21 protein-coding genes are annotated in these 21,479 nt (G+C 38.1%); 8 read left to right on the forward strand and 13 right to left on the reverse strand.

What is annotated here, in order from left to right; translation table 11 throughout:
- Window position 1: 1 nt before the first annotated feature.
- Window positions 2-1,516 carry an ABC transporter ATP-binding protein gene (locus FD20_RS03745; RefSeq protein ID WP_057736254.1) on the reverse strand — a complete coding sequence of 505 codons (1,515 nt, stop codon included), beginning with the start codon at window positions 1,514-1,516 and terminating at the stop codon, window positions 2-4.
- A gap of 118 nt (window positions 1,517-1,634) precedes the next feature.
- On the reverse strand, window positions 1,635-2,666 hold the full coding sequence (locus FD20_RS03750; RefSeq protein WP_057736255.1) for a BMP family lipoprotein: 1,032 nt from the start codon (window positions 2,664-2,666) through the stop codon (window positions 1,635-1,637).
- Window positions 2,667-2,893: 227 nt separating this feature from the next.
- On the opposite strand from FD20_RS03750, the gene FD20_RS03755 reads away from it, so the two are divergent.
- Together FD20_RS03755 and FD20_RS03760 are read left to right on the forward strand one after the other, a co-directional pair.
- On the forward strand, window positions 2,894-3,835 hold the full coding sequence (locus FD20_RS03755; RefSeq protein WP_057736256.1) for a nucleoside hydrolase: 942 nt from the start codon (window positions 2,894-2,896) through the stop codon (window positions 3,833-3,835).
- A gap of 127 nt (window positions 3,836-3,962) precedes the next feature.
- Window positions 3,963-4,292 carry an ArsR/SmtB family transcription factor gene (locus FD20_RS03760; RefSeq protein WP_057736333.1) on the forward strand — a complete coding sequence of 110 codons (330 nt, stop codon included), beginning with the start codon at window positions 3,963-3,965 and terminating at the stop codon, window positions 4,290-4,292.
- A gap of 252 nt (window positions 4,293-4,544) precedes the next feature.
- Here FD20_RS03760 and FD20_RS03765 read toward each other — a convergent pair whose 3' ends face one another.
- Both FD20_RS03765 and menB read right to left on the reverse strand, forming a co-directional pair.
- Entirely contained in the window at window positions 4,545-6,014 is a 1,470-nt protein-coding gene (locus FD20_RS03765) for an o-succinylbenzoate--CoA ligase (RefSeq protein ID WP_057736257.1), read from the reverse strand.
- Window positions 6,015-6,046: 32 nt separating this feature from the next.
- Window positions 6,047-6,868, reverse strand: coding sequence for a 1,4-dihydroxy-2-naphthoyl-CoA synthase (menB, locus tag FD20_RS03770; protein ID WP_057736258.1), 822 nt, complete (start codon window positions 6,866-6,868; stop codon window positions 6,047-6,049).
- Window positions 6,869-6,920: 52 nt separating this feature from the next.
- On the opposite strand from menB, the gene FD20_RS03775 reads away from it, so the two are divergent.
- On the forward strand, window positions 6,921-7,289 hold the full coding sequence (locus tag FD20_RS03775) for a PaaI family thioesterase (protein WP_057736259.1): 369 nt from the start codon (window positions 6,921-6,923) through the stop codon (window positions 7,287-7,289).
- Between the two features lie 147 nt (window positions 7,290-7,436).
- Here the strand turns inward: FD20_RS03775 and FD20_RS03780 are convergent, their stop codons facing one another.
- The 7 genes from FD20_RS03780 to FD20_RS03810 all read right to left on the reverse strand — a co-directional run bounded on the left by FD20_RS03780 (window position 7,437) and on the right by FD20_RS03810 (window position 15,320).
- Window positions 7,437-8,033 (reverse strand): TetR/AcrR family transcriptional regulator, encoded by a 597-nt coding sequence (locus FD20_RS03780; protein ID WP_057736260.1) that lies wholly within the window; start codon window positions 8,031-8,033, stop codon window positions 7,437-7,439.
- A 164-nt stretch (window positions 8,034-8,197) separates the two neighbouring features.
- Window positions 8,198-8,950, reverse strand: coding sequence for a CPBP family intramembrane glutamic endopeptidase (locus FD20_RS03785; RefSeq protein ID WP_057736261.1), 753 nt, complete (start codon window positions 8,948-8,950; stop codon window positions 8,198-8,200).
- Window positions 8,951-9,144: 194 nt separating this feature from the next.
- Window positions 9,145-10,431: an NADP-dependent isocitrate dehydrogenase gene (icd, locus tag FD20_RS03790; protein ID WP_057736262.1), complete on the reverse strand. Its 1,287-nt coding sequence runs from the start codon at window positions 10,429-10,431 to the stop codon at window positions 9,145-9,147.
- A gap of 19 nt (window positions 10,432-10,450) precedes the next feature.
- Entirely contained in the window at window positions 10,451-11,539 is a 1,089-nt protein-coding gene (locus tag FD20_RS03795) for a citrate/2-methylcitrate synthase (RefSeq protein WP_057736263.1), read from the reverse strand.
- 27 nt (window positions 11,540-11,566) lie between these two features.
- Window positions 11,567-14,182: an aconitate hydratase AcnA gene (gene acnA, locus FD20_RS03800; RefSeq protein WP_057736264.1), complete on the reverse strand. Its 2,616-nt coding sequence runs from the start codon at window positions 14,180-14,182 to the stop codon at window positions 11,567-11,569.
- Between the two features lie 281 nt (window positions 14,183-14,463).
- The gene (gene gloA2, locus FD20_RS03805; protein ID WP_057736265.1) at window positions 14,464-14,850 is read right to left on the reverse strand and encodes an SMU1112c/YaeR family gloxylase I-like metalloprotein; all 387 of its coding nucleotides are present in this window, start codon (window positions 14,848-14,850) and stop codon (window positions 14,464-14,466) included.
- Window positions 14,851-14,876: 26 nt separating this feature from the next.
- Entirely contained in the window at window positions 14,877-15,320 is a 444-nt protein-coding gene (locus FD20_RS03810) for a MerR family transcriptional regulator (protein WP_057736266.1), read from the reverse strand.
- A gap of 181 nt (window positions 15,321-15,501) precedes the next feature.
- On the opposite strand from FD20_RS03810, the gene FD20_RS03815 reads away from it, so the two are divergent.
- From FD20_RS03815 to lrgB, 5 genes are all read left to right on the forward strand, one after another.
- Window positions 15,502-15,750 (forward strand): hypothetical protein, encoded by a 249-nt coding sequence (locus FD20_RS03815; protein ID WP_057736267.1) that lies wholly within the window; start codon window positions 15,502-15,504, stop codon window positions 15,748-15,750.
- Window positions 15,751-16,055: 305 nt separating this feature from the next.
- Window positions 16,056-17,780, forward strand: a complete 1,725-nt coding sequence (locus FD20_RS03820; protein WP_057736268.1) for a sensor histidine kinase — start codon at window positions 16,056-16,058, stop codon at window positions 17,778-17,780.
- 2 nt (window positions 17,781-17,782) lie between these two features.
- Window positions 17,783-18,523, forward strand: a complete 741-nt coding sequence (locus FD20_RS03825; protein ID WP_057736269.1) for a LytTR family transcriptional regulator DNA-binding domain-containing protein — start codon at window positions 17,783-17,785, stop codon at window positions 18,521-18,523.
- Window positions 18,524-18,652: 129 nt separating this feature from the next.
- Window positions 18,653-19,135 (forward strand): CidA/LrgA family protein, encoded by a 483-nt coding sequence (locus FD20_RS03830; RefSeq protein ID WP_057736270.1) that lies wholly within the window; start codon window positions 18,653-18,655, stop codon window positions 19,133-19,135.
- A gap of 2 nt (window positions 19,136-19,137) precedes the next feature.
- Window positions 19,138-19,860 (forward strand): antiholin-like protein LrgB, encoded by a 723-nt coding sequence (gene lrgB, locus FD20_RS03835; protein WP_057736271.1) that lies wholly within the window; start codon window positions 19,138-19,140, stop codon window positions 19,858-19,860.
- A gap of 229 nt (window positions 19,861-20,089) precedes the next feature.
- Here lrgB and FD20_RS03840 read toward each other — a convergent pair whose 3' ends face one another.
- Window positions 20,090-20,542, reverse strand: a complete 453-nt coding sequence (locus FD20_RS03840) for a MarR family winged helix-turn-helix transcriptional regulator (RefSeq protein ID WP_057736272.1) — start codon at window positions 20,540-20,542, stop codon at window positions 20,090-20,092.
- A 49-nt stretch (window positions 20,543-20,591) separates the two neighbouring features.
- Window positions 20,592-21,323: an RNA-binding cell elongation regulator Jag/EloR gene (gene jag, locus FD20_RS03845; protein WP_057736273.1), complete on the reverse strand. Its 732-nt coding sequence runs from the start codon at window positions 21,321-21,323 to the stop codon at window positions 20,592-20,594.
- Window positions 21,324-21,479: the final 156 nt, after the last annotated feature.

Raw genomic sequence — 21,479 nt, forward strand, 5'->3', positions numbered from 1 at the left:
CTTATTCAGCCAGCTGCTTCCCAGCCATCAGCATGCCTAGTTCTTCACTAGAAGTATCCCTAGGGTCAATTTCTCCAACAATCTGTCCTTCATGCATCACAACAACACGATCCGATAACTTTAAAATCTCTTCAAGTTCAAAGCTTACCAATAGTACTCCACGGCCTGCATTGCGTTGCTCTATAATTTTCTCATGAATATACTCAATTGCCCCAATGTCAACCCCACGTGTTGGATTGGCAGCAATCAATAACTCTGGCTGAGCACTTATCTCACGTGCAACTATTACTTTCTGCTGATTTCCCCCAGAAAGATCCCCTACTAGCTCTTTTTCGCTTTGAGAACGAATATCAAAATTTTTGATTAGCTGGCGTCCATCTTCGTTAATTTTTTTATAATTCAAAAAACCTTTATTGCTAACTGGCTTTTTGTAATAGGATTTCAAAACTAAATTTTCAGAAATCGTCAAAGGCAGTATTAAGCCTACATTCTGCCGATCTTCAGGAATACAACCAACTCCTGCCTCGGCTATTTTACGTGCAGATTGGTGCTGAATTTTTTTGCCATTCAATACAACGATGCCAGTTTTTATTTTACGCAAACCAGTGATAGCTTCTATCAATTCACTTTGACCATTACCATCAACACCTGCAACACCGACTATTTCACCGGAATGAACCGTCAGATCCAGGTTTTTTATTTTAAGCTGTCCATGTGCTTCCACATTCAACTTATCAATTTTGAAAATAGTTTCTTTTTTATTGGTTTCTTTTTTATCTACTGCAAAATTAATTTTGTGACCAACCATCATCTCTGCCAATGCTTCTTCCCTTGTTTCAGCAACCTTGACAGAATCTATAACTTTTCCCATTCGTATGACAACACATCGATCTGCTACTTCTTTGATTTCCTTGAGCTTGTGTGTAATAAAAACAATTGACTTGCCTTCATCTGACAAAGCACGCATAATTTTCATCAACTGGTCTATTTCCTGCGGAGTCAGTGCTGCTGTCGGTTCATCAAAAATAAAAATGTTGGCTTTGCGATACAATGCTTTCATTATCTCCACACGTTGCTGCATTCCGACCGTAATATCAGCTACCTTTGCACTTAAATCTATTTTCAAATGATACTTACCAGCTAAAAGTGCTATGTCTTTTGCGGCCTGCTTATAATTTATGTGCCCTGCTTTAAGCGGTTCATCCCCGAGAATGATGTTCTCAAGTACAGAAAATGCAGGTATCAGCATAAAATGCTGATGAACCATTCCAATTCCTAACGTTTTTGCATCCCGCGGATTTTCCATTTTTACAGATTTTCCGTTGATCACAATCTCGCCGGAAGTAGGTTTCAACAAGCCAGACAACATCCCCATCAAAGTAGATTTCCCTGCCCCATTTTCACCAAGCAAGGCCAATATTTCTCCTTGTTTTAGCTCTAATGAAATATCATCATTAGCCTTATAGTTTCCAAACTTCTTGGTAATGTTTTTCATTTGAACAACGTCTTTTTCCATTCTTTTTCCTTTCTTTAAGTCAGCTCACAAAGTAGCAAAATGGTGAAGCATTGGTACATTACCAACTCTTCACCATTTATATGTGTTAAGAATGACCCAGCACACTGCCTTGAATTCTTTATTTAGGACTTACAGTAATCTGACCATTTTCAATTTTCTTTTCATATTGTTGAACTGACTTCCAAGCACTTGCAGACATATTATCATTAACGATTCCTACGCCATTATCTTTCAAATCATAAGTAACTGTCTTTCCACCAGGAAACTTGCCTTTTGCAGCTTGTTTAGACAAATCCTTTACAGCCGTTCCTACTTTTTTCACAGCTGACGCCAGAGTTACATTACCACCCTTGTATGCACCATCTGCTTTTTGATCTTGATCAACACCGACAACCCAAACTTTTTTACCATTCTTGGCTGCGTTTTTGGCTGCGGTGAACACTCCTGCACCTGTTCCGCCAGCTGCGTGAAAAATAACATCTTCATTGTTGTTAAACATAGCGGTTGCCAAAGACTGGCCAACGTCAGCTTTTGTAAACGAACCTGCATATTTAACATCAACTTTAATTTTAGGATTAACTGCTTTTACACCTTGTTTGAAACCAGCTTCGAATGTTTTGATAACATCACTTTGAATTCCACCAACAAAACCTACACGTCCAGTCTTAGTAGTTTCAGCAGCTGCCACCCCTGCTAAGAACGAAGATTGCTCCGTTTTGAACGTCACTGACGCTACATTTTTTCGACCCTTTACTACTGAATCAATGATTGCAAAATTCGTTTTAGGATTGTCCTTTGCAGCCGAACTAATTGCATTATCCAGCTTATAACCTATTCCAAAAATAGTTGCATACTTAGCCTTAATTAATTTATTAATGTTAGGCAAAAAATCTGAGTCATCGTCTGATTGTGCATAGTTGTATCCATTGATTCCCTTTTTCAGTCCTTCACTTTTCCCCCAGCTCTTCAAACCTTCCCAAGCCGACTGATTAAAGGATTTATCATCAATCCCTCCGCCATCGGTAACTAAAGCTGCTGAATGTTTGGTTCCCTTGCTTGATGCAGAATTATTACCACATCCTACAAGAAATGTTCCGACCATCAATGTTGCCGCTAGAACTGCTACTGCTTTCTTTTTCAATGAATGCATCCCCCAAATTAATTTTCTATGCAGAGAAGTATACCTTTCTTCCACCATAAAATCAATATATTATTTTGATATAAACCACAAATAGTTCGTCTTTAGTAGCCTATATACTGACATTTAATGTAATAAGCTCGTTATTGGAATGTTTTGACGAACACTATCCTTTTATGTATAATTTAGGATATTAGTTTAGTCGGTTCATTAAGTTTTTATTAGAAAGGTCGCAAAACATGACTGAAAAAGTTTATTTTAACCATGATGGGGGAGTTGATGATTTAATCTCTCTCTTTCTGTTGCTGCAAATGGAAAACGTTGAATTAACAGGAGTTGGAGTTGTCAACGCCGATAGCTATGTTGTCCCGGCAGTTGAAGCGAGTCGCAAAATTGTTGATCGCTTTGGTCAAGGCGCCAAACTATCTATTGCAACATCTAACGCGCGTGCAGCACACCCTTTCCCTAAAGAATGGCGTCTAGCAGCTTACTCCGAAAATGCACTCCCCATTCTGAATGAAAGTGGAAAAATAATTACTCCGAATGCATCTGAGCCAGCTCATCTTGATCTTTTACATAAGCTTCAAAGGGCGTCAAACCCTATAACGCTACTCTTCACTGGTCCTCTGTCAGATCTTGCTCAGGCTTTGCAAATAGATTCTTCAATTGAGAAAAAAATTAAACGTCTCATTTGGATGGGGGGAACATTCTTGCAAAAGGGAAATGTTGCTGAACCAGATTGCAACGGAACACAAGAATGGAATGCTTTTTGGGACCCTGAAGCAGTGAAAACTGTCTTTAATTCATCAATACCAATCGATTTGGTCAGCCTTGAAAGTACAAACAATGTTCCATTAACACAAAAAATCCGTCAAAGGTGGGCTTCACAACGTCGTTATCCAGGTCTTGATTTCATTGGCAACAGCTATGCTTTCGTTCCAGAGTTAAATTTTTTTGAAACAAATTCGACTTATTATCTATGGGATGTTTTAACAACATGTTATTTCTTCGATCCAAGCATCGTTAAAACTAAGGAAATAAAATGCGATGTTAAGCTTGAATTTCCATCTGATGGACAAACTTTCTTAACTGATAATGGACGTAAAGCGAATTTAGTGTATGACGTGGATCATACTAAATTTTTTGACCTGATAGATATGTTAGCTAAAAAAACCGAGTAATTTACCACTACATCCCGCTTTTTTCTATTTTGATTCATTTTTGAATTGCGGTATAATGGTTGAAAGTAACTATTAGATGAGGCTAGCTTCTGATAATATTGCAAAAACGTCTAAAAAGGTGAACCTGATGGCAAAATCAACCGATATCCAATTACCGACAACAATTGAGCTTGAAAAAAGTGTTCAGCTTTTCAAGTCTTTTGGTGACCAGACACGCTATAAAATACTTTTTCTGTTAACCGAACGCAGTCTCTCCGTAAATGAGATTGCCGAAACAATCGGTATTTCACAATCTGCAATTTCGCATCAATTAAAATTGCTACGCCAAACTGGTCTTGTTCGCGGCATTCGTTCCGGTCAAAAAGTTAACTATCAATTATCAGACCGCCATATTGTGACTATTTTTGAACAAGTAAGAGAACACGTGAGTGAAAAGAACACTAACTATAACAACTAAAAAATGACTGACTGAAAGTATCTGCCAAAGACATTTTCAGTCAGTCATTTTATTGTTCAGCTTTACAAGCTTTTTTCTCTGTTGACAGAGATCACACTAGAACACGCAGCCAAGGATCAGTAAATTAATTCTCAAATTAGCACATATAAGTCTTTAAGTTACTATTTCCTGGGAAATGCAGATTTGAAATTCATTAGATATTTTTGTAGCAGCTCCATTAATAAAAATTTTTTCAAACAACAAGGAAAATCTTTAATTTTCCTTGTTCAATTTAGCTATTACTTTCGAGAATTGCTCACGTACTGCAGAATGTTTTAACTTTCCATTAGCAGTGCGCGGGAGTTTATCTACTGTGATAAACGCTTGTGGAACCTTATAATGAGCCAGTTTCTCTCTACCGTATAGTTTTAAGCTAGCAGCATCAAGCTTAGAATGATCTTGCAGTTCAACAAATGCATAGGGGACCTGCCCCCATCTTTTGTCAGGTATCCCGATGACCGCAATTTCTTTTATTCCCGCCACTTTAGCATAAACATTTTCGACCTCATTTGGAAAAACATTCTCTCCGCCCGAGATAAACATTTCATCCTTGCGCCCCTTGATAAAGAGAAAACCTTCCTTATCGAAATTTCCAATATCCCCAGTTCTAAACCAACCATCCTGTGTCAGTTTATCATTGAAGCCTGCTTGGTCGTTAAGATATCCCTTCACCAGATTAGGCGCTTTAACCTCAATTTCGCCAATCTTTCCTGTATTAATTCGCAATTGAACTGGAAAAAGTGGTTTGCCCACTGATCCAATCTTGGATGGAGCATCAGCAAAGTTTAACGCTACAACCTGAGAACAGGTCTCTGTCATCCCGTATGATTGGATGACGCTAATTCCTTTTTTCTGACAGCTGCCAAGTGTCGCAGCATCAATTGGAGCTCCTCCCAGCAAAAACGTTCGAAAAGACTCATTGTATCCTTCAGTCGGATACAGTTCCAAAAGCTGCTTAAGCATTATGGGAACGACCGACATCAAGCTAACGTGTTTAAAAGCCAGCAATTTAGTAATTTTTACAGGATCAAAATGCGGTACCAGAATAACACCGGTCCCATATATTAAACTACGCATCATTATTGACAAACCACTAATATGAAAAATAGGAACAGCACAAAGCCATTGATCATCAATTTGAAGCCCCAGATTAAATACTGAACCAACTGCTGAAAAAAAATGATTACGGAAAGTTTGCAACACTCCATGCGGATGTCCAGTTGTTCCTGAGGTATACATAATGGATGCAATTTTATCATCTTCAAAAGACTGGATTATAACTGGGCTATCGGATGTAATTGAATCCAATTCTGAAATAAAATAATAATGTGTATTACTTTTCACACGCTGCTCAAATCTTTTTTTTAATAAATCATCAACAAAAACCACCAAAACCTCAGCATCTTCTCGCTGACGTTCTAATTCCGAAAAAGCTAAACGACAATTTAATAGAACAGGCTGTACACCCAACTGCTGAAATGCAAGTATCATAAAATAACTCGCAGGTGTATTGTCCGCAATAATTCCAGCTCGTTTGACGGATTTGCCGATAAAATGCGTTAACTTTCCAGCAATTTTATGTACCTTTGTTTTAAGTTGCCTAAAATTCCATGTTCGTCCCTCATAAACTAAAGCTGGCCGATATGGTGCCAGTTCAGCTTGCTTAATCAACCAATTCTCCATTATATCGCTTCCTGTTACCTGATTTATTTATTCTATGGGAATTTAGGAAACTGACCGAAATCTGGATGCCTTTTTTCATTAAATGCATCGCGGCCTTCCTTAGCTTCATCAGTTGTATAATAAAGCATAGTAGCATCGCCTGCAAATTGCTGCAGACCCGCAAGTCCATCCGTATCAGCATTCATTGCAGCCTTGATAAAACGAAGCGCTGTTGGTGACTTAGTCAGCAATTCATCACACCATTTCAAAGTTTCCACTTCAACATCATCCAATGGAACCACTTTATTAATCCAATTCATTTCAAGTGCTTCTTGAGCTGTATACCAATGATTTAGAAACCAAACCTCTTTAGCACGTTTGTGACCAATAACGCGCGCTAAATAGCCTGAACCATAACCAGCATCAAAACTACCGACTTTGGGCCCCGTTTGGCCAAACATGGCATTATCCGCAGCAATTGTCAGGTCACAGACGAGTTGCAAAACATTGCCTCCACCAACAGACCAACCTTTCACCATTGCAATCACTGGTTTAGGAATAATTCTGATCAAATGCTGTAGATCTAAAACATTTAAACGTGCAATTTTGTCTGGCCCCACATACCCGCCATTACCACGTATTCCCTGATCACCACCTGAACTGAATGCCTGATTTCCCGCGCCTGTTAAAATAATGACTCCAATCGTGCTGTCATCGCGGCAAATGCTGAAAGCTTCTATAAGTTCACTAATAGTGACTGGAGTGAACGCATTCCGTTTTGCAGGACGATTGATTGTCAGTTTCGCAATTCTGTCCGTTCTTTCAAAAATGATCTCAGAATATTTTTTAATTCTTTTCCAATTATATTTTTCCATTATCGTAGTTCCTTTCTGTTAAAATAAAGTTGCAACTATTGGAGGTCTGACCATGAATCTGCTTGAAAACTTAGATATAAAAGTTGAATGCCGCAGCGCCCAAAAAACTATTGTTTCCTTGAAAGTAAGTGATGCTATAAAACAGCCCTATGGTTTTGTCCACGGAGGGATTAACACTGTATTGGCCGAAACAGCGGCTAGCATCGCAGCCAACTGTGCAGCTTCTGATGATCAGATTGCCATCGGCATCAGTGTTAATACAAATCACCTTGCTCCCGTCTCAAACGGAATCCTTAACGCAGTTGCAAAACCCATCCGTATAGGACGCTCTCTTCAAGTCTGGCACGTTGACACAATTCAGTATCCTAATCGCATCTTGAGCAGCACCAGTATTGTCACAACTAAGTTTCACACGACCTAGAGATCCAAATACCTAGGACACAATACGATTTTAACACAGTGCTATTTTTTTAGTCCTGCTCAAGCTCGCTCAATAACCCAACATTTTCTTCCTTGGTAAAATCCCTTATAACTGCCGACTAATTTTGATTGACACTTATAAAGTTTTTCAATTGAGTTTGAGAAATTCCAAACTTCTAGTTTCCAAGTCTTGTTTGCTCTGTTCAAGAAGAAGTACGAACATTTTTTCGATTTTGTCCGTATTATGTGTCATTCCACTACGAATCCATTGTGAAATGATCCCTATGATTCCATTCGTAACATATGCATAGTAATAATCAAACTGAGTATCCGTCAACCATTTTATACGCTGCATGATAAAAGGACGTGTAGCTTCCTTAGCACCTTTAAAAATTTCTTCCAAAAACGTATAGTGATTTTGCTTGTCTATAGTAAACTTAACAATTTCTGGATCTGTCCCTTTTAGCACTTCAAAAACAGTTCTGAGCACTACACAAGTATCACCCTTGAATCGTTGTTTAATCAAACACATGCATCTTTCATACACCTCATCTTGCAAGCACTGCATTAAATTAAGCGGACTTTCATAATATCGATAAAATGTTCCTCGATTAATATCAGCTTCGTAACAAATATCAGTTACCGTTATTTTTTCCAATTCTTTATGCCGCAACAGTTCCAGAAAGCTTTCACGAATCATTCTCTTAGTATAGAGAGTCCTTCGATTGTTTTTTTTCCCAGTCAAAATATCACTCCGTCATTTATTTCTTTTATTTCGTATAGCAGGATTCGGCTCGACTGCAATGGTTTGGGACTAGAGATCCCAATTTTTATATTTAACTTCAATTTCTTGCAATAATGTGTTTTAAAATTAATTACATCAACTATCCGTCCACTCAGATTCAATTTTCATTTAAAAATAACCTTTCTCTTACTAGGTCTGACATAAATTACACCTAAAAGATAATATGGTGCAAAAATAATAATCCCTGCGGCAAGCATCCATATTGCGGGTGCTTGCATAGTTACACTATTATTCATCCAATTAGCAAAAAATGCACCACTATCTATCAATGCATGTAAAAAAATGCACAAAAGTATATTATGCGACCGTAAATAAATTCCTCCAAGAAGCATCCCTAAGCTAAAAGCAAACTCTACCTGATAAAAAGTCGCCGGAAGCGACTGGTGCGTCAGATTAATCAAATGAATTAAACCAAAAACAACGCTTGAAACAAAAAGTGCTAATAGCGGTCCATGCTTCAAGCCTTTCCATTTTATCAATAAGCTACGTAGCAGAATTCCTCTAAACAATAATTCTTCAAAACAACCGACCAACAAACTTAAAGCCAGCAACTTAAGTGTAGTCGACCACGGAGGAAGCTGTTTTATTTGTAAATAATTTGCAGCAGCCGGAATTAATGCAGGAATGCTTAAAAGCAGCCCTGTTCTTAAATATCCAATCCTAGCCTCTATTTGAACTTTAAAATACAGCCAGTTCATCAATGAAACTACTATAAGAATACATAACTCACTGAAAAACATAATATTCCAATAATCGGATAGGCCTTCACCCACGAGCCAGCGTAAAAATTTCAATAAAGCCATTGTAAGGATGATAAAACCTATAATTTCTTTAAGATTGTTTTCTTTTGTTTTCATTCGATCAAATACCCCCGCTAAACTTAAGAATATCATCTTACCTTGACTTAGAACAGCATCAACTTATATCATCAAAAAATAAACCCAATATTTTAAAAATAACTGGTCACTCTTATTTGAAACCATAAAAAAAAGGAACTAAACCAGCTTTACCGGATTAATCCCTTACTTTAACTATACCAACATACAAAAACTTATCCTAGATTATTTGTTTTAGTTTTGAGTTTACTAATAATATAATCAGCAAACTCACTTGTCCCTAGCTTATGTGCATCTGTTATCTTTTGAGCAAAATCCTCTGTAACATAGTGTTGTGCAATAGCATCCGAGACAGAAGATTCGATTAATACTGCAGCTTCCGTCCAGCCAATATAATCAAACATCATCGCTCCAGATAGGATCAATGAAGTTGGATTCAATTTATTCAGGCCTGCAAATTGAGGTGCTGTGCCATGAGTAGCCTCGAAAATCGCCTGTCCTGTCTGATAATTAATATTTGCTCCTGGAGAAATACCAATTCCTCCAACCTGAGCTGCTAAAGCATCAGAGATATAGTCGCCGTTCAGATTTAAAGTAGCAACTACATCATATTGAGCAGGATTCAGCAAAGATTGTTGGAAAAAGTTATCTGCAATTATGTCTTTAACAATGACTTTGCCATTCAGCTTAGCTGTCTCTAATTGCTGCTGTGCTGCTGCCTCACCGTTTTCTTTCTTGCTTTTTTCATAATGTGCCATCGTATAGACTTTGTCCCCAAAGCTCTCTGCTATTTCATAACCCCACTTTTTGAAGTTTCCCTCCGTTTTCTTCATAATGTTACCCTTGTGTACTAACGTAACATTGTGTTTTCCATGCTCAAGTGCATAAGTAATTGCTGCATTAACAAGACGTTTAGTCCCTTCACTGGAAACCGGTTTGATTGCAAAAGCCGAGGTCTTCGGGAAACGTACCCTGTCAGCTAGATTTTCTTTTTCAAGCAACTTCAGCAATTCTTTTGCTGCTGTACTGCCAGAATCAAAATCTATTCCGGCATAAATATCTTCTGTATTCTCTCGAAAAACCGCTATATTGACCTTTTCCGGTTCTCTGACAGGTGATGGAGTTCCCACGTAATACCTCACAGGCCGGAAACAAGCAAATAAATCCAACTCTTGTCGCAAAGTCACATTAATAGAACGATGTCCATGTCCGACTGGCGTCGTTAATGGCCCTTTAATTGCGACAAGATATTTTCTTAAAGCTTCAACAGTTTCGTCTGGAAGCCATTTACCTGTTTTTCGATATGCATTCTCTCCTGCTAGCAATGGCAGCCAATTAACCTGCCGCTCACCCGCATAAGCTTTTTTTACTGCTTCGTCGAAGACTTTTTTAGCAGCCTGCCAAATTTCGGGACCTATTCCATCGCCCGCTATAAAGGGGATCGTTGGAATATCTGGAGTCAAAAGTTCTCCGCCTATAATCTGAATCTTCTTAGCTTCCATAACTCCTATCTCCTTCTTATCAATTTTGCTGTTTTATACAATGTCGTTCCTTAGGACCAATATATTCGGAATTTGGCCTTATCAAGCACTTCTGATTACGTTGTTCAACCACGTGCGCCAGCCATCCGGCTGTCCGACAAGCCGCAAAAATCATTGTAAAAGTTTCCTTTTTTAGTCCTAAGCAGTGGTAGATAAGTGCCGTGTAATAATCAACATTTGGATGCAATTGTTTACTTTTGAGCATATAATCAGCTAGCTGCTGTTGAATTTCAAAATATTTTTGATTATCAGTTTCTTTTGCTAACTTTTGGGCAATATCTTTCAAAATAAAGGCTCGTGGATCACCATTTTTATAAATTCGATGACCAAATCCCATTACTTTGCGTTTATTCTGATTCTGCACTTCAACAAAACGCAACGGGTCCATCCCATTTTCTACAATTATGTTCAGCATTTCAAAAACACGTTCATTTGCGCCGCCATGCAGTGGCCCTTTCAACGCACATACAGCAGCCGTTAAACATGAATAATAATCTGCAAATGTTGAAGAAACTACCCTAGCTGTAAAAGTAGATGCATTAAATTCATGATCTGCGTGCAAAATCATAACCGTGTTAAACATCCTTGATAACTCAGAATCTGGACGCTTTCCTGTCAGCATATGGAGGAAGTTGTCCGCAACACCTAATGAAGGATCGAGATCAACCAATGGGTCATTATCGCGAATCCTAACTATCGCTGCTATTGCTGTCAGCATTTTTGCAAGTATTTTAGGTGGTTCATCATGCTCGACATCGTTAGTTGTTCCTAAAAGCGAAGTCGTTGTTCGCAAAATGCTCATCGGATGCTGCGGTTCTCTAGCAATATAACTCAACAAACGGATTGTTTCCGCTGGTAAAACCATCTTGTTGACCAAATCTTTCCTAAATTCCAGTAATTCAGCATGATTTGGCAAACGTGTATTCCATAACAAAAATACAACTTCCTCAAACGTTTTCTGTGCCAGCTCTTCAATCGGATAACCTGCGTACGTCAGTCTTTGATTATCTGTTGAACTGATTTTGGTCTGTCCTGCAACAACACCAGCTAAGCCTTTCGCATAACTCATCTAATCCCTCCTTATACTTGTGCCCTTCTATACTTCTAATTTATTTTTAACAACTAATGGCAGTATACCGTGCTCCTGATAATAAGTTCGATCAATCGGTGCATCAAATCTGATTCTGACATCAAATTTAATTGTGTGTTCTTTGCTCACTGCGCTCACATGAGCTATCTCTCCATCTGGCTGAATTGAAATTTCTTCATCACCTGTCAACCCTAACTTATCGGTCGTATCCCCTGACAGGTACTGTAATGGCAAGACACCCATCATAACCAAGTTAGAACGGTGAATTCTCTCGAAGCTTTCCGCAATAACCGCTTTAACACCTAAAAGCAAAACACCTTTAGCAGCCCAATCGCGTGAAGAACCCATACCATAATCTTTCCCGGCTAGAATAACAGTTCCGATCTGATGTTCTTTATATTCCATTGCTGCATCGTAAATCGTTGTTTCTTCTCCACTTAACCACGATTTGGTGAAACCGCCCATTTTGTCTGCAGTCAATTGATTTTGAAGCCTGATATTAGCTAACGTCCCACGCATCATAACCTCATGATTGCCACGGCGAGATCCATACGAATTAAAATCAGCAGGATCAACTCCATGGTCCAATAAATATTTTCCCGCAGGCGTGCGTTGCCCGATAAATCCAGCTGGTGAAATATGGTCTGTTGTAATAGAATCACCCAGCTTAGCCAAAACTCTAAGCCCCGTTAATTTTTCTTGTTTGCTCGTTTCAGAAAAGAAATCCGGTTCAGCGATATAAGTGGACTTTTCATCCCAATGATATGTCTCGGATGTTGGAGCTTTCAGTTCATTCCACATTTTGTTTTGTTTAAAGATATCTCTATAATTATTGGAAAAGAGCTGTGGTTTAACAAACCGATGGATAACAGAACTGATTTCTTCTTGACTTGGCCACAGATCTCTAAGATATACCTCAGTACCAGTTTTTGGATCTGTTCCAAGAGGTTGCGTATCAACATTGATATTTAATGTTCCCGCAAGTGCATAGGCAACGACCAATGGCGGTGATGCTAAATAAGTATCCTTTATCAGTGGATTAACTCTTCCTTCGAAATTACGGTTACCACTTTCAATTGCTGCAATCGGATAATTTTCATCTGCTAAACGCTCTTGCAGGCCAGTCTTCAACTTGCCTGAATTTCCAATACATGTCATACAGCCGTAACCAACAATCTGAAAACCTAAACCATCTAAATAACGTTGTAGGTCTGCAGCTGCAAGATAATCTGTCACAACTCGAGACCCCGGTGAAAATGACGTTTTAACATACTTGGGAACCTTCAAACCTGCCGCAATAGCATTCTTTGCAATCAGAGCAGCTGCGATCAGTACTTCAGGATTTGAAGTATTGGTACAACTCGTAATTGCTGCTAAGCCTAAATCGCCTGGAAGTAAATTAAAATGTTCGCCCTCTACTTCAACGGGATAATTCTGAAGATCAGCATACTCTGTAAATTGGTGCGGTAAATTTTCAAGATAAACAGAGTCTTGCGGACGTTTTGGTCCAGCGACATTGCTACGGACGGTTGATAGGTCCAATTCTTCATATTCTGAGTAATGTCGAACGTCGTCTTGCTCAACATTATACATAAAGTGATTTGCATCGGCATAATCTCTAACTAACTGAATCTGTTCTGGGGTGCGGTCAGTTAATTTCAAATACGCCAAGGTTTGTTCATCAATTGGGAAGAAACCACATGTTGCTCCATATTCAGGAGCCATGTTGGCAATCGTTGCACGATTTGCCAAAGGAAGGGACGCCAATCCTGGTCCGTAAAACTCAACAAACTTGCCAACAACATTATGCTCACGTAGCAGTCGAGTCAGTGTAAGTGCCAGATCCGTTGCTGTCGCAGTTGCAGACAGTTTTCCAGTTAATTTAACTCCCACAACTTTTGGCATTGGAAAATAAGATTCTTGTCCTAGCATACTTGCTTCGGCTTCGATTCCCCCAACTCCCCAGCCAAGGACTCCTAGACCATTAATCATCGTAGTATGTGAATCGGTTCCAACTAATGTATCTGGAAAAGCTACTCTATCCTCTCCGTTCGTGTAGCGTACTACTGAAGATAGATATTCAAGATTGACTTGATGAATTATCCCTGTATCAGGTGGAATAATAGTTAAGTTATCAAAACTATTTTGTGCCCATTTTAGAAAAGTATATCTTTCTTTATTTCGTCTAAACTCTTGTTCAACATTGTGTGTAAATGCCTCTTCACTGCCTGCCATATCTACTTGAACAGAATGATCAATCACAAGATGGACAGGAACATCCGGATTAATCTTCTCGACATCCCCACCACGTCGCTTAACTTCTTCACGCATTGCAGCTAAGTCAACAAGAGCTGGAACTCCAGTAAAGTCTTGTAAAACAACTCGTTCTGGCTTATATGGAACATCAAACTCATGTTTCTTATCCCAGTCTACAAAAGTTTCAAGAAACTGTTTCATTTCAGGGTGCGTCGCACTATGCCGCAAAGTCAGTTCTAGAAGAACACGAATTGAATAGGGTAATGTTTCAACATTTTGTTGCTTATTCTGCATAAATGAAACAATGTCATAATAACTATATTTTTGACCACTAGATTTAAAATCCTTTTTGTAATCAGAAATCATTTTTACACCTAGATTCTTTTTTAATTAAAAAGCAACTTGTTTTTTAATCATTCTAACATAATTATAATTACAAACAATGTCACACATGACTCCGTTAATGGACATATAATGCAAACCTTTTACAACAGACCTCCATAACTTTCTTTTATCAAGCTAAACACCTCACAAACTTATTATAATTACATCAAACACCGATAAATAATTTAAATATTAAGCAAGCCTATTTTCAAAAAAAGAACTTAGCTTACATAATTATGTAAGCTAAGTTCTGATTATTCTCGTTATTCATGAACCTCAAGCGGCAATCCATCCGGATCGAAAAAAAAAGTCATTTTTTTATGTGTAAAATCATCCCTTCTCACAGGTTCGGTTGGAATTCCTAACTGGTTTAAACGTTTTACAGCCTTATCCACATCTAACACAGTAAATGCCAAGTGCCTTAATCCGCAAGCTTCTCCTTCCGGATAAGTAGATCTCGCGGGCGCATTTGCCTTAATAAAAACTTCTAACATCAGTCCATTTTTTTGAAGATCTATTTTAATATCTCCTTTGGACTCTCTTCGATGCTGTGCGATAATTTCAAAATCCAGTTTGGTCACATAAAAATCTAAAGTTCTTTTCAAATCATGCCCAATTATTGCAATATGATGTATTCCTTCAAACTCCATGATAATCACTCCAATCCGACTTTAAATTATTCATCAGTATCTGGCTTGACCCTTGTTTCAAAATAACAACCATTTTCATCGACCACTCCGTACACCTTTTTTTGCTGATTTTCATCAAAACACCCTAAATCAATTACACCATACTCTTTTTCGGCATCCGTTATTTCGACTTTTTCAACTTTTTCCATAATAAATTTTTTCCAAATTTCAAACTTTTGTCGCAATTTTTCGGCTTGTTCCACAGATTTGGCTAGAGTATATCCTTCATCCAGATATCGCTTAATCGCTTGAACCTTATACGACATCTCAAACTTATATTTGCGAGTTGTATTTTTTTTACTTGGAACAGCCTGAATATACCCCTTTTCTTCCCAATATCTAAGTTGTCTTGCAGAAACTCCAGTTATTTTGCTGAGATCTCCGATACCAACAATGACATCTGCTTTCAGAGATAATTTTTTACCGTTCATCAAACTTCGTCCTCCGCCTTTATTCTATATAATACAATATTGAAAGAACATTTGCTTCCAAATAAGATTTGTTTCCTAGACATTTTATTAAAATGTAATTATATGTTTACGCTTTCTTTAGACTTTAGTAATATGCTACACTGTGGATAGTTAAATTAAATATCAAGGATGTGCATCTGTAATGAATACTACTAACAATATTGTACCTGCACAAGTAATTGCGTTAAAAAAACAACGAGTGATATTAAAAACTGAAACAAATGAAGTTATCACTGTCAATGTCTCGAAGGGAAAAAAGAAAGATAAAGTCTTTATGCTAACAATGGCTGATTTGCTAAGAAGCGGTCTTTGGATTCCGGTTAATCGTACTCTCCGCCAACTAATGCGCTATGACTGGCTTGATACACCAGTTAAAAGTTACGCTTTCTAACAGCAACGAAATTTGACTTGCGACAGATTACTTTCATACAATAATTACAAAAAATAAATAGCAAGACCTGCGACAGAATACCCTTTCTGCTGCGGGTTTTTTTATAGTATTTTATTGAGTGTCTCCTAGTCTTTTTGCCTCACTATAATCACCTAATAAGCAAGTTTCACCATGGACCTGCTAATCAACACAGCCGTTATTTTCACTAGTATGTCAACGCTTCATAGCATATTATTTGTCAAAGTGCTACGATAAATTAAGAATTGATTTCACCTAAATTAAATTAGGAAAGGAGCCAATATACCTTGTTCACCCTCTTTGTTCTTTTACTTCAGCGTTTAGGGATTATTCTAGTACTTTCTTTTTTGCTGGTTAATGTTCCTTTTTTTAGAAAACTAATCACAAAAAAAACGACTAAAGCTCAAATTGCATTGATTCTTATTTTTTCAATTTTCGCTGTAATTTCAAACTTAACCGGCGTTGAAATTACCCAAAACAATACCTTGATTCAAACCCCTTTTTTAACCGGTCTACCTCAATCTGATTCAATTGCTAATACCCGGACACTAGTCATCACTGTTGCCGGCATTGTCGGTGGTCCAATTGTCGGTGGTGTTGTTGGTTTTCTCGGTGGAATCCACCGTGTGCTCCAAGGCAACTTCTCAGATTACTTTTACATCGTAAGCTCAACATTCGTTGGCTGGACTATTGGTTTGATTGGGAAAAGTATAAAAACACATAATACTTACCCTAGGCCATGGTTAACAGCCCTTTTAGGTATTTTGGCTGAGTCCATCCAAATGGTTTTTATCGGTATTTTCAGCGGCTTAGCGCTTGTAAAATTAATTTTTATTCCTATGCTTCTACTAAATAGTATCGGTGCTGCTGTGTTCGTCTCAATCTTAAATGCTTATCTCTCTAACGAACAGCAATTGAAGGCTGTCCAAACACACGATGTCTTAAATCTGACTAATAAAACACTTCCCTACTTTCGCCAAGGATTGAACATCAATTCTGCTCAAAAAGCCTGCACTATCATTAAACGCTATACTAACTTTGATGCCATTGGAATCACTGATCGCATCAATGTTCTTGCTCATGTTGGTGCCGGTGAGAGTCATCATGTTGCTGGTCAAGCTGTACTAACTGATCTTTCTAAACATGTAATTGCCAGTGGTGAAACTAAGTATGCTTATCACAAAGAAGAAATTGGCTGTCCTCATCAAGGCTGTCCACTAGCATCAGCGATTGTTTTGCCACTCAAAGTAAATGAAAAAACAATCGGTGCTTTGAAAATGTACTTTACTAAAGCTGAAAGACTTACATCTGTTGAAGAAAATTTAGCAAAAGGGCTGGCCTCGATCTTCTCAAGTCAACTGGCCTTAGGACTGGCAGAAGAACAGTCTAAGCTAATTAGTGATGCAGAAATAAAATCATTACAAGCCCAAATAAATCCGCACTTTTTTTTCAATGCTATCAATACGATTAGTGCGCTAATGCGTACAGATGTTGATAAAGCACGTACTGCCCTCCTGCAGCTTAGTACTTTCTTCCGTTCAAGCCTACAAGGAGTCCAAGAAACAGAAATTCCGCTGCAACAGGAGCAAGAACATGTAAATTCCTATATGTCTCTTGAACAAACACGTTTCCCTCAAAAGTACAATGTAAGTTATGATATTCAAGCAGATCCAACAGTAAAGATCCCACCATTCTGTTTACAGGTTTTGGTTGAAAATTCGGTTAAACATGCTTTCCCGAATCGTAAAAACGGCAATGAGATTCATATTTCTGTCAAAAAAGAAAAAACTAGTTTGCAAGTGGCAGTCACAGATAATGGAGTCGGGATCAGAAAGGACTTGCTTAAACGCCTCGGTCAAGAAACCATCGCATCCTCAACAGGAACGGGCACCGCACTTGCCAACCTAAACCGGCGTTTGATTGGCCTTTATGGCAACGAAAGCCATCTTCAAATCACAAGCACAGATTCAGGCACAACTATTAAAATAATGATCCCTCTCAAGGAGGCTTAAAAATGGATATACTGATTGTCGACGATGAACCCTTATCTAGAAACGAGTTATCATACTTGCTCACACAAAACATTACTGTTGGTAAAGTTATGGAAGCCGACGGAATCAAAGAGGCTCTTTCCATCTTGCTCACACAAAAAATTGATTTGATTTTCCTAGATATTTCTTTGAATGAAGAAAATGGTTTTACACTTGCAAAGGAACTTAAACAGCTTATCAATCCCCCACTGGTAATATTTGCAACAGCCTATGATAAATATGCAATTCAAGCCTTCGACATCAATGCTATTGATTATGTGCTCAAACCGTTCGAGCAGACTCGTGTCAACCAAGCTCTAAAAAAAGCAAATACTGCTTTAGTGAATCGCGATCGTTCAAATAAACAGGATAAAGATTCCTCTCCTCAAAATATGGCTGACTTCATTACACTCACAGCCGACGAAAAGACTGCCGTCATCAAAACGAAGGACATTATTTCTGCAACAGTTGAAAACGGGCTCCTGACTGTTACAACAAATTCAAACCATAACTTTGTTTCACATGAAACATTGAGCTGGATCAAAGGACAGTTGGATCCACAAAAATTTATGCAAGTTCACCGCAGCGCGATTGTCTGCCTTGAATACATCCGTGAAATCCAACCATGGTTCAACCACACATTCGTTCTAATTTTGACAAATAACGCACGTATACCTGTGGGGCGTTCGTTCATGAAAGAATTAAAGCAACGTTTGAATATGTAGATAGGCTAGCTATTAACATGTTATTTTTCATCATTCACAGGCCATTTTTTGCATTTAAGCACAAAAACGGTCTTTTTGTGTGTTTTTTATTTATGATAAAAGTATAAAAACACGAGAGGATGATGAATTATGTCACAGCAAAATAAAAGCGCTAACACTAACAAAAAATCACAACAAGCTCCCCTTCTCGTACAAATGGGAATATATGCAAGTATCCTTTTCGTTTCTAATATTATTTCTAACCTAGCTCCAGCTTCATTCCCTGTTCCAGCACCTGTCATTGGAATGATTTTGCTTTATTCCCTTCTCTCATTACACATTATCAAAGTGGAATGGGTAGACTCGTTTGGTGCCATTTTAATCAATCTGATCGGCTTCCTCTTTGTTCCTTCCGGCATCTCCCTTGCAGCCAACCTTGGTATCATGAAGGCTGAAGGCCTGCAAATCGTTACAGTAATTATCATTTCCACCATCATTTTACTGCTTGTAACAGCGTATACAGTGCGTTTCTTCATCTGGTTGAAAAGGAAGCACCCTGTACATCTCAAGAAAACAAAAACTGCTAAAAGCGTTCCCGTTCATGTACTTTCACGTGCGAAAGGAGAGAACTAGTTATGCAAATACTTACAACTCCATTTTTCGGCATTTTTCTTTCACTTATCGTCTATCTGGTTGGACAATGGCTTTTTAAAAAAACACATGGGCTGTTTTTCTTTCAACCCTTATTTGTTGCAATGGTTTTAGGAATTATCATTTTAGTTGTTCTAGCTAAGTTTTTAGGTCAGGATGTTGCTAACCTTTACAACACTGCTTATCGTCCTGGAGGAGACATCATTTTCTGGTTTCTAAATCCCGCAACGATTGCATTCGCTATTCCTTTATACAAACGTAATGATATCGTCAAAAAATATTGGGCAGAGATTCTTTCAGGGTTACTTTTCGGAACAGTTATTTCACTCTTTGCTATTGTGGGTGTTTCCAAGTTAATCGGTTTAAATCAAACTGGAACAGCTTCAATGCTCCCTCAAGCTGCAACAACAGCAATAGCTCTACCTATCTCTAAGGCTATTGGCGGAAATTCCTCAATCACTGCCATGGCATGTATTCTCAACGCTGTTATTATTTACGCACTTGGCGGTTGGCTTGTTCGAAAGTTTCGATTGAACGATGATCCTATTGGTGAAGGTCTTGGTTTGGGTACTGCCGGTCATACCGTTGGTTCTGCCTTTGCATTGAAACTAGGTTCCGTTCAAGGATCAATGGCTGCCATCGCCGTCGTTATTATCGGTGCCGTTGTTGATTTGGTTGTTCCTATCTTCTCACATTTAGTACTTTAATTTGGGGGTTTACCTTTATTTGTCAGCTGACTGTCTAAAATAACGCTCGACTAATCGTAGGAAGGAACTGAGGCAAAAATCAAACTTTGCCCCGGTTCCTTTATTGATTTCATATAAATATGTTTCAATGTAAATAAAAAGATTCCGTTCAAAAAACTGGATTTAACAATTCTTTTGAACGGAATTTATATTAGATTATTTTTGTTGCTGTATTTAGTACAATCGTTTTTTACTTCTCGTTTCCATTTTCAATATTCTTCCCAATATTTTTGATGAGCTCGACGTCTTTCCTATATTCACTAGCCGTCATTTCAACCGCGGAAAAGCAAGAAGTCATTTTGTTTTTTATTTCACATTTTTTCTGTTTTGCCTTTTTGGTCAAACAAATAAAAACCTTTCTTGCATCTTCAAGGCTGTGATTGCGCTCAATCCAGCCATCTTTTTCCATGCGTTTCAAAAGTGGTGTCAGCGTCCCATTGTCTAAATTCAACTTGGCACCTAGCTCCTTGATCATCATTGGTTCCCCTGTCTCCCATAATGCCAATAAGGTAATATATTGTGGATATGTTAATTTATATTCCTTAAGGGCCCCAGCGTAAAACTTATTATATATTTTTTGCGCAGTATAAATAGCAAAACATAATTCATCATCTAACTTGTTTGGCACATGTTCTAATCCCATGGTGAATCTCTCCTGTTTTCTAAAGATTTTAGTTTCCTACCATACATTACTACTCCAATGGTTCAACAATAACATATCGTCGTGGCTCTTTGCCGCGCGAATAAGTTTTCACACGCTTATCACTTGCTAATGCTGCATGAATTATTTTTCTTTCAAACGACGGCATTGCATCCAAATGAACTTTTTTCCTCTGTGCCAATGCATCTCGTGCAACATTTTGAGCTAATCTTTCCAAAGTTTGTTTGCGATTTTCACGATATTCACCAACATCAAGCATGAGTTTGAGTCTCGTGCAATTTCGCTGCTCTAAATAGTTTTGTGCCAAGACTTGCAAGGCATTTAAGATACGTCCATGTTTTCCAATAAGTGCACCCTCTTGCTCAGTATTGAAACTATAAACAACATTACGTGATGCTTGGTCAACGGTGATAGACGTTTTTATTCCCATTTTTTCAGTAATATCGGCCAAATAGTACCCTAACTGGCGAATAACAACATCTTTTTCGTTACTTGTATTCTTCGTTCTTTTTGTGATACTTTTTTTGTTTGGTCTCCGTACATTCGTGCCAGGAGTCTTGTGAGTTGCTTTTCCTACCTTTTTTTTGTTTTGGGGTTTCTGATTGAGTTTTAGGTCTACTTCAGCCTGCTTTTTACCAATTCCAAGAAATCCCTTTTTTCCAGCTGCTAAAACCGTTATCTTAACATCATCTCTGGTTTTATGCAGAATAGTTAACCCATTCTCGATGGCCTCTGAAACTGTCCAACCTTTATATCTAGGCACTATCATTCCCCCTAACTAATGTTGCTGCAGTAAAAGGCCGCTCCTCGTCATCTACTAATTGTCACATATTAGACATTATAGCATTTTATTCTTCAATTTATCGCTTAAAGATGCGTTATTGCAATTTAGTTCTTAAACATTTTTATTCGGATTGTA

It is taken from the genome of Liquorilactobacillus uvarum DSM 19971 (assembly GCF_001434935.1).
Classification (GTDB): Bacteria; Bacillota; Bacilli; order Lactobacillales; family Lactobacillaceae; genus Liquorilactobacillus; species Liquorilactobacillus uvarum.

What these genes read in the sequence shown, in the direction of transcription:
- FD20_RS03750 (WP_057736255.1), bottom strand. Translation starts at nt 2,666, where the DNA reads ATGCATTCATTGAAAAAGAAAGCAGTAGCAGTTCTAGCGGCAACATTG.
- lrgB (WP_057736271.1), top strand. Translation starts at nt 19,138, where the DNA reads ATGCAAATACTTACAACTCCATTTTTCGGCATTTTTCTTTCACTTATC.
- FD20_RS03785 (WP_057736261.1), bottom strand. Translation starts at nt 8,950, where the DNA reads ATGAAAACAAAAGAAAACAATCTTAAAGAAATTATAGGTTTTATCATC.
- FD20_RS03775 (WP_057736259.1), top strand. Translation starts at nt 6,921, where the DNA reads ATGAATCTGCTTGAAAACTTAGATATAAAAGTTGAATGCCGCAGCGCC.
- icd (WP_057736262.1), bottom strand. Translation starts at nt 10,431, where the DNA reads ATGGAAGCTAAGAAGATTCAGATTATAGGCGGAGAACTTTTGACTCCA.
- acnA (WP_057736264.1), bottom strand. Translation starts at nt 14,182, where the DNA reads ATGATTTCTGATTACAAAAAGGATTTTAAATCTAGTGGTCAAAAATAT.
- FD20_RS03830 (WP_057736270.1), top strand. Translation starts at nt 18,653, where the DNA reads ATGTCACAGCAAAATAAAAGCGCTAACACTAACAAAAAATCACAACAA.
- menB (WP_057736258.1), bottom strand. Translation starts at nt 6,868, where the DNA reads ATGGAAAAATATAATTGGAAAAGAATTAAAAAATATTCTGAGATCATT.
- FD20_RS03815 (WP_057736267.1), top strand. Translation starts at nt 15,502, where the DNA reads ATGAATACTACTAACAATATTGTACCTGCACAAGTAATTGCGTTAAAA.
- FD20_RS03810 (WP_057736266.1), bottom strand. Translation starts at nt 15,320, where the DNA reads ATGAACGGTAAAAAATTATCTCTGAAAGCAGATGTCATTGTTGGTATC.
- FD20_RS03755 (WP_057736256.1), top strand. Translation starts at nt 2,894, where the DNA reads ATGACTGAAAAAGTTTATTTTAACCATGATGGGGGAGTTGATGATTTA.
- FD20_RS03765 (WP_057736257.1), bottom strand. Translation starts at nt 6,014, where the DNA reads ATGGAGAATTGGTTGATTAAGCAAGCTGAACTGGCACCATATCGGCCA.
- FD20_RS03840 (WP_057736272.1), bottom strand. Translation starts at nt 20,542, where the DNA reads ATGGGATTAGAACATGTGCCAAACAAGTTAGATGATGAATTATGTTTT.
- FD20_RS03825 (WP_057736269.1), top strand. Translation starts at nt 17,783, where the DNA reads ATGGATATACTGATTGTCGACGATGAACCCTTATCTAGAAACGAGTTA.
- FD20_RS03760 (WP_057736333.1), top strand. Translation starts at nt 3,963, where the DNA reads ATGGCAAAATCAACCGATATCCAATTACCGACAACAATTGAGCTTGAA.
- gloA2 (WP_057736265.1), bottom strand. Translation starts at nt 14,850, where the DNA reads ATGGAGTTTGAAGGAATACATCATATTGCAATAATTGGGCATGATTTG.
- FD20_RS03795 (WP_057736263.1), bottom strand. Translation starts at nt 11,539, where the DNA reads ATGAGTTATGCGAAAGGCTTAGCTGGTGTTGTTGCAGGACAGACCAAA.
- FD20_RS03745 (WP_057736254.1), bottom strand. Translation starts at nt 1,516, where the DNA reads ATGGAAAAAGACGTTGTTCAAATGAAAAACATTACCAAGAAGTTTGGA.